Origin of the sequence: Chlamydia sp. 17-3921 (assembly GCF_902705545.1) — a bacterium.
Classification (GTDB): domain Bacteria; phylum Chlamydiota; class Chlamydiia; order Chlamydiales; family Chlamydiaceae; genus Chlamydia.
Window position 1 is genome coordinate 101,796 of the sequence record NZ_CACSHH010000003.1, and the last position, 13,366, is coordinate 115,161.

The window sequence follows — 13,366 nt, forward strand, 5'->3', positions numbered from 1 at the left end:
CTTTCGTTGTAGAATAATTGTCAATAATTCTCATTTTTTGATAGAGAGTAATAAAATGGCTTTATAGTGATATTTTTATACTCTTTATTAGGACAATTGTGCTTTTCCAACTATTACGAAAAAAAGTTTCTGCTCTAGGGATTCCCCCCTTAGGACTTCTACTTTGTATAGGAGTTCTCAGTTGTATTCTATTTTTTGGGAAAACCTCTCAAACTCCTGCAATATCTACTCCTAAAATAGAAAAATCTTCTGGAAGTTGGTTAAAAATTTCACAAGCAGGAAACTTCAAATTTTGCGAAGCTCTAGCAAAAAAAGAACAGCTAGAAAAAGATTTAATCACATTTCATCCTATAGCATCTGCAAAAGTTGCTTTTGCTTTACCATCGGAAACAGAGATTGAGACTCCTTTACGATTATCTGTAATTCTTACTCTACAAAAGGATCAACCTCTGACTCCTACATTACTGTTTTCTATTACCGACTATTTATGTAGTAGTCTTCCTGGTTTGGATAAAAAAAACATAACACTTTCTGATAACTTTGGTAATTTCTATACTCCAGAATCCATAAACATTAACTTTCTATTATTTTCTTCTTTAGAAAACTATCTTTCCAAACTTTTCCCCAAGGAACATTTTGCTCTTTCCTGTATTCCAACCAAAGACAAACCCATTTTACAGTTAGATGTAAATGAAACTTATTTGTCTTGCCTTTCCAAAGAAAATGCAGCAAGAGTTTGGGGCCATGCATCACACTATCTCCATCAATATTACAGCAATAACTATACTGTAATGACAAAACAGATTCCTTTTGCTCATAAAACAAAAAATTCAAGAGATATATCTAAATACTTCATCACAGGAATGATCTTACTTTCTAGCCTAGGCATTGTAGCCCTTGCAAGTCTTTACCTCGCCTGGCACGCCTATGAACGCATAGAATCAAAACCAAGAAAAATAAAACGAGGCATAAATATAACAAAACTGATAGAGATTATTCAAAAAGAACCTCCACAAAAAATTGCTTTGATCCTTTCATACTTGGATCCCAAAAAAGCGGAGGAACTCTTAAACAAACTGCCTGAAGACATACATCATCAGGTACTGAAATATAAACTCTAGAATTAGGTATACCCTGTGACTACACCACAAACCCCTGGTTCTTGTTCTAACAACATTACTGCCTCAGATCCTTTTCAACCAGATTTGGAAGTTCCTCTTAATGATAATAAGGCTTCTCAAGAATTACTTTCCTTAGTACAACTCTTTAGAAAACTTTCTATACATATGCTTGCAGAAGTCGAGAAAGTCACTCAAAAATTAAAACCTGATCTCTTAGAATTAGCCCTACTTACCTGTGAAAAATTTCTCTCTAAGAAATTAGAAAATCCTCAAGAGCTCTCTCTCTTACTTTCTGCTGCAGTAAAACGTCTTTCTTCTTTAAGATCATTATCTTCTTTAAAAATCTTCCTTCATCCAGAAGATCTTCAAAACCTTCATACATGGATGTCTACTCATGAAATTCCTCTTATTAAACATGCAGAGTTTCTTCCTGATACGACATGTAAAAGAGCTTGTTACAAAATAGAAATTCCCGAAGGAATCTTACGTCAAGATATCGGAGAAGAACTCGATCATTTGCTTTCTGTTTTAATGACATGACTTACCTGGATAAGGAAAAATCACAAATTCACCATTGGCAACCCTATCGTTCCTGTGGATTATTGTCTCGAATATCTGGGAATCTCTTAGAAGCTCAAGGTCTTTCAGCATGCCTAGGAGAGCTGTGTCAAATATCTTCTACAAAATCTCCAAATCTACTTGCAGAAGTTATAGGATTCCATAATCAAACGACATTATTAATGTCACTATCTCCTATGTATGGAGTTTCTGTAGGAACAGAAGTTCTTCCTCTTCGTCGTCCCCCTTCTCTTCATCTCTCAGATCATCTTCTTGGACGCGTTTTAGATGCTTTTGGAAATCCTATAGACAATCAATCAGAACTACCAAAAACTCATAGAAAACCTCTAATTTCTCCTCCCCCATCTCCAATGACCCGAAAACCTGTCTGCAATATTTTCCCTACAGGAATTAAAGTCATTGATGCTTTTTTAACTCTTGGAAAAGGTCAGCGTATAGGAGTTTTTTCAGAACCAGGAAGTGGGAAATCTTCTTTACTTTCAGCTATAGCTCGGGGTTCACAATCCACAGTGAACATTATTGCTTTAATTGGAGAACGCGGTAGAGAGGTTCGCGAATATATAGAACGACATAAGGAAGCTCTAAGAAATCACAAAGCTGTTATTATTGTCGCCTCAGCACACGAAACTGCCCCAACAAAAGTTATCGCGGGACGAGCAGCCATGACTATTGCAGAATTTTTTCGAGAGCAAGGTCATGATGTTCTATTTATTATGGATTCTCTATCACGTTGGATAGCTGCACTTCAAGAAGTAGCTCTAGCACGAGGAGAAACCTTAGCAAACCACCACTATGCTGCTTCAGTATTTCATCATGTTGCTGAATTTACAGAACGCTCCGGAAATAATGATATTGGCTCTATCACCTCGCTTTATGCTATATTACACTATCCTAAACACCCCGATATCTTTACAGATTATTTAAAATCTCTTCTAGATGGGCATTTCTTCCTCTCAAATCAAGGAAAAGCTTTAGCCTCCCCTCCTATAGATATTTTATCGAGCTTATCACGATCTGCACAATCTCTTTCACTTCCTCACCATTATGCTGCTGCAGAAAAACTCCGATCTTTACTCAAGATATACAATGAAGCTTTAGATATTATCCAACTTGGGGCCTATTCTCCAGGACAAGACAGAAATCTTGATGATGCAATAAAACTTCTTCCTAATATCCAAGCATTTCTAACCCAACCCTTATCAAACTATCATAATTTTGAAGATACATTAAAAGAGCTAGAAACTTTAGTACAGGAATGACACGAAAACTTGAAAACCTATCCTTAATTTTCAAAGAACGAATATACCGTACTTTGCATAGGGTTCATGAACAAAAAAAAAAGGTAGAATCTTTATCTCAAGATCTGAAAATAACAACAGAGCGTATTTCTCTTCTTGCAGAAAAACGTCAAGATTTTTTCTTCTCTAGATCTAGTGTTGTGGATTACGACTATCTCTTGGAACTCTTGAAAACATTACAAACTTCTCTTTATAAACAACACAGTGAGTCTCTACAATTCTTATTAAAGGATTCTGCTCAACTCTCAGATTTAATAAATCGTAGAAAAATCATCGAAAAGATCAAAAATAATAAGTATTCTAAAATCAAGAGATAGGAACTCAAGGCAATTCATAATGATCGATTCTGTATATTCTCCATCTGCTATAAATATGCCTTCGTTAGCAGAGAGACTTCGAGCTATAGAGCAAGAGCATCTCTTAGAATTTTGGTCGACACTAACGTCTAAACAACAACAACGTCTCTATTCTCAACTTTTCTCTCTTGATATACAACTCTTTCACCAACAACAAGCTCTTCTTTCATCTCCAACTCCTATCCTTAAAGATTTTCGTCCTATAACTTCTTTTGCATCTTCTGGGGAAGATCCCGACAGATCTCTCAAAGGGACTTCTCTTTTAAGAGAAAAAAAAGTGGCTTGTGTAGTTCTTGCTGGAGGTCAAGGATCAAGGTTAAAGTGTGACGGTCCCAAAGGACTTTTTCCTGTTTCTCCTATTAAAAAAAAGCCTCTGTTTCAACTCGTCGCTGAAAAAGTTTATGCAGCGAGTAAACTTGCAAGACAGCCTCTTCCTTTAGCTCTCATGACTTCGCCTCTCAATAACAGGCAAACACGCTCTTATTTTGAATCCAATAATTATTTTTCTTTAGATCCAAATCAAGTCGATTTTTTTTGTCAACCTCTCTGGCCTCTACTCAGTCTATCTGGAAATTTATTCCTTGAAGATGTTGATTCTCTTGCTTTAGGCCCTAATGGAAATGGCTGTTTAGCAACCCTCCTTTATTCCTCAGGCATTTGGGAAAAATGGAAGAAAATGGGTATAGAAATGGTAAGCGTAATTCCTATAGATAATCCTCTAGCTCTACCTTTCGATGTCGAACTTTGTGGTTTTCATGCTATGGAAAGTAATGAGGTCACCATAAAAGCAGCTTTAAGACAAACCGCTATTGAAGATGTTGGCATTCTTGTAGAAGCGTCCGATTCAGGAAAAACTTGTGTCATAGAATATTCTGAAATTCCCAAACACGATCGTTTCTCAACAAATCCTAATGGAAAACTTAAGTACTGCCTTGCCAATATCGGTCTTTACTGTCTGTCCATGGACTTTATTCAAAGAGCTGCTTACAAACGCTTACCCTTGTACAAAACTCATAAGTATGCAAAACAACTTGGAGTTTCTTCTTCTACAGAAAAAAATGCTTGGAAATTTGAAGAATTCATCTTTGATTTGTTTTGTTATAGTGAGCAATGTCAAACTCTTGTTTATCCTCGACAAGAATGTTTTGCCCCTCTTAAAAACCTTGAAGGGAACTACAGCCCTGCAACTGTAAGACAGGCTCTTTCTGCTCGAGAGCGCCAACTATTCCACAAAGTTACAGGAAAAAAGCTCTCTCCAAATACAACTTTTGAACTAGAAGCAGATTTTTATTATCCTTTAACTTCCACTTCTTTACACTGGGAAAATAAAGCCTTTTTTGAGGAACCATTTTTTGAGGCATCATGACACAAAAAGTTGCCTACCTAGGTATGGGAATCTGGGGATTTTGCCTAGCATCTTTACTTGCAAATAAGGGTTATCGTGTCACAGGATGGTCTAGAAATTCTGAATTAATTGCAGAGCTCAAACAGAATCAACGACATCCACGCGTCCCTGAAATCCCTATTTCTCCTAATCTTTCTTTCTCTACAAACCTAGAGGAAACTTTAGATGGAGCTTCTATGATTGTTGAAGGAGTTTCTTCTTCGGGAATTCGTCCTATCGCAGAACAACTCAAACAAATTACGAAATTGTCTGTTCCTTTTGTCATTACATCAAAAGGAATCGAACAAAATACAGGTCTCCTTTTAAGCGAGATCATACTTGAGGTTCTTGGAAATTCTGCCAAACAATTCTTAGGTTACCTTAGTGGACCATCTATAGCAAAAGAAGTCCTAAAAAATTGTCCCTGTTCTGTAGTCATTAGCGCCTATAACTCAGAAACTCTTAAGCAAATACAAAATACATTCGCAACACCAATATTTCGTGTTTATCCTAATACAGACATTAAGGGTGTAGCTCTTGGTGGAGCTTTAAAAAATATTATAGCAATAGCATGTGGTATCTCAGAAGGATTCCATTTTGGAAACAATGCTAAAGCTGGTCTCGTTACTCGTGGTCTACATGAAATGCGTAAGCTTGCGATGATTATGGATTGTCGCCCAGAAACTTTAAATGGATTATCGGGTCTCGGAGATTTGTGTGTCACATGTTTTTCAGAATTTAGTAGAAATTTACAATTTGGGAAACTCATTGCTGAAGGTTTAACTTTAGAACAAGCTAAAACAAAAATTGGTATGGTTGTTGAGGGAGCCTATACAGCACTTTCTGCTCACCAAATAGCCCAACGCTATCAAATTGAAATGCCTATAACTACTGGAATATATCGCGTTCTCTATGAGAATCTTGATATTCAAACGGGCATTGCCATGCTGTTACAAAGAAATACTAAAGAAGAGTATCTCTAATATCAAGATGCTCACCTCTCAGAAGGTAGTCTTAAAGAGTTTTCATTTGTACAATTTTTTATCATCTGTTAAATAAAGCTGTATCACCCAAAGCAAATAAGGCCTCCGACTACATGAACAATAAGCTGCTAAAACATCTCCGTTTAGCGATTTTTTACGTCTTCACGCTTCTAGGGACAATTTTTTCCTCTTCTCTTTTTGCTATGGCTGCAGGAAATCCAGCTTCTCCTGTACTTCCAGGTATTAATCCTGAACAAACAGGATGGCGAGCTTTCCAAATTAGCAATAGCTACGATATATTTGCAGCTTTAGCAGGAAGTTTAAAAATCGGTTTTTGTGGAGATTTCATCTATTCAGAAAGTGCTCATATTACGGATGTTCCCGTAATAACCTCTGTTACAACAAGCGGAGTAGGGACAAATCCAACGATTACAGCTACAACGAAAAATTATGATTTCGATGTGATGGATTCTATAACAAATGCAAACTATGCTTTTGCTTGTATCTCTCTGCAAGAAAACTCTCCAGCAACAGTTCCCCTTCTTGATGTGAGTTTTGGAGTAAGAGTTGGGGGCATAAAACAATATTATCGTATTCCTATCAATGCTTATCGTGATTACACCTCTTCTCCACTCAATGCAGAATCAGAAGTCACAGATGGTATAGTTGAAGTACAATCAAACTACGGTATTGCCTGGGATCTTACTCTCGATAAAGTCTTATGGAAAGATGGCGTTTCTTTTGTTGGGGCTGGAGCTACTTATCGTCATGCGACTTGTCCTATCAACTATATTGTTGTTTATAACAAAGCCAATCCAGAAATTTATTTCGACTCAACTAGTGGAAAACTTAGCTATAAAGAGTGGTCTGCACATATTGGTGTTACTACATATCTCAATGACTATATTCTTCCCTATATTGGGGTCTCTATCGGAAACTCTATCCGTAAAGCTCCTATAGATAGTTTCGCAAATCTTGAAAAACAATTTACGAACTTCAAATTCAAAGTTCGTGAAATCACAAACTTTGATAGGATTAATTTCTATTGTGGAGCAACATGTTGCATTTCTGATAATTTTTATTATAGCGTTGAAAGCCGTTGGGGATATCAACGAGCTATTAATATCACTTCAGGACTACAATTCTAAGCTTTAAATCCAGAAATAAGAGTTCTATAAATTCCATCCATAAGTCTTAAAGATGAAGAAATTAAGCTCCATTGTTGCTGCATAGCTTTCATTTGAAGATCAAGCATAAGCTGTTGGGTTTGCGCTAAATCTCCGTAGTTCTGAACATCAGCAAGCACTGTATTAAAGAAATTTAGTAATCCTCCAGAAGTTTCTGCTGTAGATATATTGATAACTCCATCAACAACAATTCTTTCAGTTTCCTGCAAATCTGAGATAGAAAAATCTGCTCCCATAACTCTAAAAGATGGTGAATACTCGTCTGCACCACGAGAGAAAATTAGTGAATTTAAGTTAGACATCAAACTCTTTAACTGATTTTCTATGGTATTCAAAGAAGTTACGTAAGAATTAGTAATGTTAACAAGTTGAGTTTGCTGGGCATCTGTTAAACTTGAATTTGTTTTCACTCCTTTGATGATCTTAGTTAAAAGATCCTTAGCGCTTTCTACACTCTTAATATCATTTCGTAACTGAGCTCTCTCTTCTTCGTATCTGGACATAACCAATTCATAACCATACTTGAAGTTCGAAGTCCCATCTGTTTGAGAAATATAAGATCCTAAATTATAGTTGATAGGCGCAGAATTAAAATTCTTAATCACTTCAAGAAGAGGGCTAAAAGTATTTTGCGCATATCCTGCAAGATTAAGCTCTCGGCCTAAAGCATACAACGCTGATTCTTGTGAGGGAATGTATTTATCTAAAAGAATATAAGCAAAAGCAGATTGAAAAGGCATTTTATTTACAATAGAGTCTGCTTGAGGAGATAATTCTGAGGCTGTTGTTAAAGCTTGTAAAGCATGTTTTTGCAAATTTTTATGAAAAACCTTATCATTCTGTTTACGAATTTCTTTACTACTTTGTTCATTTATCAAAGTTTGAACAATTGCTAGTTCTACTCCTGAATCTAAAAAATTTCGATTCATAGAAGACATGAAATCATGATCTAAACCTAGATTGCGAGCTTCTTGTAATATTTCTTTAAATACTTGAAGGTAGTGTGTTAACTGACTCGCGTCTATATAATCCATAACGAGCTGTTTTGAGGGTTCTTGAAAAACTTTGCTAGAAGACTGCTCTACAACTGCGTGGCAACAAAACTTTGATCGTTGTACTTTAGAATTCATCATATAATTCTCTTCCTACCTATCTATTTAAGATCTAATTCTTCGTGCTAATTTTGCAAACATTTGATTTAACAGAGCCATAGCGGTGCTTACTACAGTCCATTCCTGTTGCATAGCTGCCATTTCCAATTGTAATGCTAACTGTTGATTCTGGTTAAAAGTCGTATAATCTTGTTGACTTGACTCTAAAGCCTGTAAGATTTGCTTTTCCCCTCCAGGAATAACCGCATTCTGACCTCCTTCAATCACAAAGCTTTCAAAAGTAGCTAACTGTCTTTTCCAACTTTGTTCTGGTTGATTATAAACTATTACGTCAAAAGCTTTATCTGTAGATTCAGGTTCAGGGACTGTAGTGATCGTCATTCCCATTAAGTAAACAAGAACTTGTGACACGTTACGAATGAGATCATTAAATTGTGATTTATAAGTAGTCAGCATCTCAACTACTTCTCTAATTTGCGAAGATGTCAGATCAGTATCAGATTTTACAGAAGTAATGATTTTATCAATTTCAGCCTGTACCAATTGACAACGCTTTATGTCTGTTCTACAACGAATCTTCTCATCATTTAAAACAGCAATGGCTTTACCCTCAGCATCTTTTATCTCTTGTAAATTCATTTGATTCAAATATAAAGATAAAGAATAGTACGTTTCCGCATTATGAAAACTTGGAATAAAATGGATAAGCTGGTTCAAATATTTCGCTGTTTTATTTGAGAAGGTCATTTGAGCACCTAAAGAGCTCAAAATATGCTGTTGAGCGGGAAGAAACTTATCCAACATTATCGATGTATATGTGCTTTGAAGAGGAGACGTTGTGACAAAGGTTCCTTTATTAGTATTCATTGATGTAAAATACTTTAATTGAGAAGAATCTATAGTAGCTTTCTGCGTTTGTTTCGTAGTAATTTCTGTAGTCCAATTTGTAATTAACCCATCTATTCTTGAAATAGCTGCATTAGCGGAATTCAAAACATGTTGGTAAGCAGCTCGCGACATAATCAAAGGTGTTTCTGGAAGAAGATTCATAATAAAATGGAAAAAACGTGGATTGAAAAAATTAAGACGAAAACTTTCAAAAATAGAGGCTCCTCCATCCGTTGTAGTCGCGTAAAAGAGATTATTAGTATAGTCATCAAAAAAAGTATCATTCGTTACATTAAAGCCAGCATTCCCTCGAATACTCCAGTACTCTTTTTCTTTTCGTAAAGCAGCTTTATATTCGGCTTCTGTAGGGTTCGAAGCGGATTCTCCATAAAGAGTCGCACAAGCTTGATAAATATATTGCAAACCAATGAATGCATCTAATCGTAGTGCAGGAAAGACTGCACCACCATGACGAATCGGGATGCCATTTAAATCTGAAAAGAATCCAAAAATTTGATCGCTCAGCTCTGGAGAATAGCTAGCCTCAAGACCTTGAGGCAGGTTTGCTGTAAGCATACGAAGTACACCACCTAAAGTCAAATAGCTCTGAATCATCCCTGATTGACGAGCGTTATATTCTGCTCCATTAATTCGTTCACTAGTCAGACTCCCATCATCCCATCGTGGAAGTAGAAAATCTTTTAAAATACTAGCAAACTGTCTCAAAAGCTCTTGAATATTCTTTGCTGTAGAAATATTCAAATATAGCTCTGATATTTGTGTATTAAGATATTCTGATACTGGATAAGAAACTGCAGTCATAGCTGAGTACACCACCATCATATCTTGCCAAAAAACAGCGATTTTACTCTTGGAAGGAGCATCTGAAGCTTTCAAAGCTTCCATCTCTTTTACAAAGTTGTCCGCAATTGCATACAACTGTGTATATTGAGCATCTGTTGGAGTTACATTGAAAGCAGATTTTAATGAGTTAAGTTCGGTTTTATACTTTATAACAACAGCTATTTCAGCTTCTTTGGGATCTGATACTCCTCCAGCTTCAGATAACATCAACCAATTGGAGAAAGATTGGTCTAAACCGTCGATAAAAACTTTCGCAGTAGCTAAATTTGGATCATTAACAATATCTTGAAGCTCTGTATCTGTATAACTAGGTTTTAATATTTCTATCTTGCTTTCTGGAGAGCCTTTAGGAAAAGAAGCTTCAGAAATATCATAAACAGGATTTCTTCTATCAATCTGAGCAAGATGTTTAGGTTCTATCTCTTCTATCCAACCTAGAGTTCGTTTAAGAGAGAAAATTTTTTCATCTAATTCTTGAAACAGAAAAGCAGCTCCCACTAAATCTGTTGTATCTATTTGACCACCAGCTAAAGCAGAAGTAATATTACGAGTAAAGTGGATATAATATGGTTGTATTGCCATTATATTTATTTAAAAAAATCATTATTTTCTAATTTTAAATAATAAATTTTTATCAAAAAACAAAAATAATGATCTTCTTAAACTAAGATAAAAAGAACTAACAACTTTGATTTATTTTAATTCTGATTCTATACGAGAAAGCTCATCAAGAATTTCTTGCGGGCAACTCGAACCAAAAATCTTAAAATAATTACGAATGTTTTGAACTTCAGCAATCCAACCTTTTTGATCCACAGTTAACAACTCCTGAAGAACTTGTGAATTAAGGTTCAATCCATCAACATTCAATGCTTTTGAAGATGGTAAATATCCAATAGGTGTTTTCTGAGCGATATTCTCTTCCTCATTTGTCCGACGAAAAATCCAATCTAAAACTCTTAAATTTTCGCTAAATCCTGGCCATAGAAAATTCCCATCAGAATCTTTGCGAAACCAGTTAACTCCAAAAATTTTAGGAAGTTTAAGATTCGTTTTTTTCCCAAAAGACAACCAATGTTGGAAGTAATTTGCCATATTATAACCACAAAACGGCAACATAGCAAAAGGATCGTGACGTAATTTTCCTTGTTCTCCAACCATAGCTGCAGTTGTCGTTGAAGACATTCCTGCTCCTATAGTTACACCATGTTGCCAACTTAAAGCCTCGTAAACCAGAGGAATTGTATCTGAACGACGTCCTCCAAAAATGACTGCATCTAAAGGAACTCCTTGAGGATGATTCCATTTAGGGTCTAAAGAAGGGCATTGAGTTAAAGGAGCTGTAAATCGTGAATTTGGATGCGCAGCAGGAGCTCCTCCTGGCTTCCATGGATTTCCATGCCAATCAGTTAAAGACGAAGGAGGAGTTTCTGAAAGACCTTCCCACCAAACATCATCATCATTAGTTAAAGCTACATTAGTAAATATTGAATTCTTTTTACACGCCTCTAAAGCATTGGGATTCGTACGCGCAGAAGTTCCAGGAGCAACCCCGAAAAAACCAAACTCAGGATTTACGGCATACAATCTTCCATCTTCTCCAGGACGAATCCAAGCAATATCATCTCCTAAACATTCAACTTTCCAACCAGGAAGTTTAGGCATTAACATTGCTAAATTTGTTTTTCCACAAGCACTGGGAAAAGAAGCTGAAAAATACTTTTTGATCCCTTGAGGATTGGTTACTCCAATAATCAACATATGCTCAGCAAGCCACCCTTGTTTTCTTGCCATAAAGGAGGCCAAACGCAAAGCTACACATTTTTTCCCAAGTAACGCATTTCCACCATACCCACTACCAAAAGACATCACACTGCTATCATCTTGGAAATGAACTATGCGCATAGATTTTGGATTACATGGCCATGAAACATCTTTCTCTCCAAGAGCTAGAGGCTTTCCAACGCTATGCAAACATTTCAAGAATTTTCCAGAAGTCCCTAGAAATTTCAAAACATCTTTCCCCATACGAGTCATGATCTTCATAGAACAAACAACATAAGGGGAATCTGTTATTTCTATACCCACAATAGAAAAAGAAGAGTTTAGAGGTCCCATGCAGAAAGGGACTACATAAAGAGTCCTTCCCTTCATACAACCATGGAAAAGCTTTTGCATCTCCTCTCGCATCTCTTTAGGGTCTCTCCAATTGTTGGTCGGTCCCGCTTCTTCCTGAGTTGGAGTACAAATAAAAGTAAATTGTTCAACACGAGCAACATCTTCAGGAGAAGAGCGAACCAAAAAACAATTCGGATGTGATTTAGAATTGAGAGGAATCATCACTCCAGAGTCTTTCATCATAGAGCAAAGTTCTACATACTCAGCATTAGAACCATCGCACACACGAATATTTTTAGGAGAGGTTAGTGCAGCAATCTCTGTGACCCAAGCCTTCAATCCTTCATGTTCCATGCCAGTACTCCAAACCATAAATCACACCATATTTCCCTTGCGTTTCTTAAATTGATCCAAATGTTCTAAAGCTTTACCAGTTCCCAAACACACGGCTAATAAAGGATGGGGAGCCGTTATAACAGAGAGTCCGGTGTTTTTACTAAGAGCTTTATCTAACCCTTTGATTAGAGCTCCTCCTCCAGCTAAAATCATTCCTCGCTCAACTAAATCTGCGGAAAGTTCCGGAGGACATTTTTCTAGTGTTAGCCGCACACATTCTATAATCTGTTGAATTGGTTCAGCAAGGCATTCTCGAATCTCAACAGAGTTTATTCGCTTAGTAATAGGTAAACCAGCTACCTGATCTCGACCACGGACTTCCATTTCTAACTCTTGATCACCCAAAGAGTATGCAGAACCAATAGTGATCTTAATTTCTTCAGCAGTCCTTGGCCCAATCATAAGATTGTAAGTCCGACGCATATAATTGATAATGCACTCATCAAACTCGTCCCCTGCTATGCGTAACGAACGTGACTCAACAATTCCCCCCAAAGAGATAATAGCAATTTCTGTAGTTCCTCCACCAATATCAATGATCATGCTTGCTGCAGGTTCATGAACAGGAAGATCTACTCCGATAGCAGCAGCCATAGGTTCTTCTATTAAAATCACTTCCTGAGCACCGGCATGCAAAGCAGAATCTTCAACAGCTCGTTTTTCAACACCAGTGATTCCTGAGGGTACAGCAATCAAAATTCTAGGACGAAAAACACTACGAGAAGGGGTTACTCGTTTTATTAAAGCTTTTAACATTCCTTCAGCTATTTCGAAATCAGCAATCACTCCATCTTTCATAGGACGAACAGCCATAATTTTTCTAGGAGTCTTCCCTAACATGGCTTTAGCCTTATGGCCAACAGCAAGAACTGTATGAGTTTGAGCATCAACAGCCACAACTGAAGGCTCACTAAGAACGATACCACGACCTCGAACATATACCAAGGTGTTTGCCGTACCTAAGTCAATACCAATACTTCCAGAAAAGAAGTTGAAAACCTTATCAAATCGCCCTAGAGCCTTATTATATAAGCGGTTAGAAAGGCTCTTAATTTTAAATAGGCTACGATGTGGGCTCAT

General features: G+C 36.7%; 11 protein-coding genes. 7 read left to right on the forward strand and 4 right to left on the reverse strand.

Going from position 1 to position 13,366, the window contains the following annotated elements:
* The first annotated feature begins 98 nt into the window (after positions 1-98).
* The 7 genes from JMS40_RS00835 to JMS40_RS00865 all read left to right on the forward strand — a co-directional run bounded on the left by JMS40_RS00835 (position 99) and on the right by JMS40_RS00865 (position 6,869).
* The gene (locus JMS40_RS00835) at positions 99-1,121 is read left to right on the forward strand and encodes a type III secretion system protein (RefSeq protein ID WP_201456386.1); all 1,023 of its coding nucleotides are present in this window, start codon (positions 99-101) and stop codon (positions 1,119-1,121) included.
* A 54-nt stretch (positions 1,122-1,175) separates the two neighbouring features.
* A complete protein-coding gene (locus tag JMS40_RS00840; RefSeq protein WP_236558925.1) occupies positions 1,176-1,661 on the forward strand; it encodes a flagellar biosynthesis protein in 486 nt (161 codons plus the stop codon).
* A complete protein-coding gene (locus tag JMS40_RS00845; RefSeq protein WP_201456388.1) occupies positions 1,658-2,959 on the forward strand; it encodes a FliI/YscN family ATPase in 1,302 nt (433 codons plus the stop codon). Before JMS40_RS00840 ends, JMS40_RS00845 begins: the two co-directional genes overlap by 4 nt.
* Positions 2,956-3,315 carry a hypothetical protein gene (locus JMS40_RS00850; RefSeq protein ID WP_236558920.1) on the forward strand — a complete coding sequence of 120 codons (360 nt, stop codon included), beginning with the start codon at positions 2,956-2,958 and terminating at the stop codon, positions 3,313-3,315. The genes JMS40_RS00845 and JMS40_RS00850 overlap by 4 nt, the downstream gene beginning before the upstream one ends.
* Before the next feature lie 19 nt (positions 3,316-3,334).
* Positions 3,335-4,720 carry a UTP--glucose-1-phosphate uridylyltransferase gene (locus tag JMS40_RS00855; protein ID WP_201456389.1) on the forward strand — a complete coding sequence of 462 codons (1,386 nt, stop codon included), beginning with the start codon at positions 3,335-3,337 and terminating at the stop codon, positions 4,718-4,720.
* Positions 4,717-5,721, forward strand: coding sequence for an NAD(P)H-dependent glycerol-3-phosphate dehydrogenase (locus tag JMS40_RS00860; protein WP_201456390.1), 1,005 nt, complete (start codon positions 4,717-4,719; stop codon positions 5,719-5,721). The genes JMS40_RS00855 and JMS40_RS00860 overlap by 4 nt, the downstream gene beginning before the upstream one ends.
* Before the next feature lie 113 nt (positions 5,722-5,834).
* On the forward strand, positions 5,835-6,869 hold the full coding sequence (locus tag JMS40_RS00865) for a hypothetical protein (RefSeq protein ID WP_201456391.1): 1,035 nt from the start codon (positions 5,835-5,837) through the stop codon (positions 6,867-6,869).
* On the opposite strand, the gene JMS40_RS00870 is transcribed toward JMS40_RS00865, so the two are convergent.
* From JMS40_RS00870 to JMS40_RS00885, 4 genes are all read right to left on the reverse strand, one after another.
* Positions 6,866-8,041 carry a CT620/CT621 family type III secretion system effector gene (locus JMS40_RS00870; protein ID WP_201456392.1) on the reverse strand — a complete coding sequence of 392 codons (1,176 nt, stop codon included), beginning with the start codon at positions 8,039-8,041 and terminating at the stop codon, positions 6,866-6,868. The two genes, JMS40_RS00865 and JMS40_RS00870, sit on opposite strands and share 4 nt — an antisense overlap.
* Positions 8,042-8,065: 24 nt before the next feature.
* Entirely contained in the window at positions 8,066-10,354 is a 2,289-nt protein-coding gene (locus JMS40_RS00875; RefSeq protein ID WP_201456393.1) for a CT620/CT621 family type III secretion system effector, read from the reverse strand.
* Between the two features lie 111 nt (positions 10,355-10,465).
* Entirely contained in the window at positions 10,466-12,262 is a 1,797-nt protein-coding gene (locus JMS40_RS00880; protein WP_201456394.1) for a phosphoenolpyruvate carboxykinase (GTP), read from the reverse strand.
* A gap of 3 nt (positions 12,263-12,265) precedes the next feature.
* Entirely contained in the window at positions 12,266-13,366 is a 1,101-nt protein-coding gene (locus JMS40_RS00885) for a rod shape-determining protein (protein ID WP_201456395.1), read from the reverse strand.

Coding starts and splice junctions, on each gene's coding strand:
- JMS40_RS00875 (WP_201456393.1), bottom strand. CDS start 10,354: ATGGCAATACAACCATATTATATCCACTTTACTCGTAATATTACTTCT.
- JMS40_RS00860 (WP_201456390.1), top strand. CDS start 4,717: ATGACACAAAAAGTTGCCTACCTAGGTATGGGAATCTGGGGATTTTGC.
- JMS40_RS00855 (WP_201456389.1), top strand. CDS start 3,335: ATGATCGATTCTGTATATTCTCCATCTGCTATAAATATGCCTTCGTTA.
- JMS40_RS00885 (WP_201456395.1), bottom strand. CDS start 13,366: ATGAGCCCACATCGTAGCCTATTTAAAATTAAGAGCCTTTCTAACCGC.
- JMS40_RS00865 (WP_201456391.1), top strand. CDS start 5,835: ATGAACAATAAGCTGCTAAAACATCTCCGTTTAGCGATTTTTTACGTC.
- JMS40_RS00845 (WP_201456388.1), top strand. CDS start 1,658: ATGACTTACCTGGATAAGGAAAAATCACAAATTCACCATTGGCAACCC.
- JMS40_RS00850 (WP_236558920.1), top strand. CDS start 2,956: ATGACACGAAAACTTGAAAACCTATCCTTAATTTTCAAAGAACGAATA.
- JMS40_RS00880 (WP_201456394.1), bottom strand. CDS start 12,262: ATGGTTTGGAGTACTGGCATGGAACATGAAGGATTGAAGGCTTGGGTC.
- JMS40_RS00870 (WP_201456392.1), bottom strand. CDS start 8,041: ATGATGAATTCTAAAGTACAACGATCAAAGTTTTGTTGCCACGCAGTT.